The following is a 639-nucleotide window of genomic DNA, read 5'->3' as shown; positions in this document are numbered from 1 at the left end:
CGATCAACCACCTGGCTGGTGCAACCGGCTACGACAACGGCTTCAGCGTCACTGAAGGAGCAGTGGTCACCCTGACCGGTGCGACGCTGGACCAGTTCGCCAAGACCACCGCCGCCGGTGTGGATACCTACACGGCCAAGACCGGTGCCTTCAACGGTACCGAGACGATTTCCGTCTCGGCCACTTTGGTTGATGCTGCCGGCAATACCGGTACGGCTACCGCTGTAACGCTGGCGCCGGTCGACACGACTGCACCGACGGTAGCAATCAACCACTTGGCTGGTGCAACCGGCTACGACAAGGGTTTCACTGTGACTGCTGGTGCGACGGTCAGCCTGACTGGCGCTGACATTGCCAACTTCACCAAGACCACCGCAGCTGGTGTGGATACCTACATGGCCAAGACCGGTGCCTTCAACGGTACTGAGACGATTTCCGTCTCGGCCACCCTGGCTGATGCTGCCGGCAATACCGGTACGGCTACCGCTGTAACGCTGGCGCCGGTCGATACGACGGCACCGACGGCTACTGCAACCGTGACGGCACTGAGTGCCGATACTGGCAGCAGCGGCACTGACTTCATCACCAAAACGGCCAGCCAGACGGTGAGCGGCACGTTCACCAACACGCTGGGCAGTG

The 639-nt window shown here is 61.7% G+C and carries 1 pseudogene; it reads left to right on the top strand.

Annotated features, from left to right (window positions below):
- Positions 1-639: pseudogene (locus tag ACI48D_RS26035) on the top strand (hypothetical protein); the annotation flags it as partial.

The sequence above is a fragment of the Massilia sp. LXY-6 genome, assembly GCF_051233485.1.
Classification (GTDB): domain Bacteria; phylum Pseudomonadota; class Gammaproteobacteria; order Burkholderiales; family Burkholderiaceae_D; genus Telluria.
The sequence above is the reverse complement of the archived record's forward strand: the minus strand, read 5'-3'. Positions and strand labels throughout refer to the sequence as shown.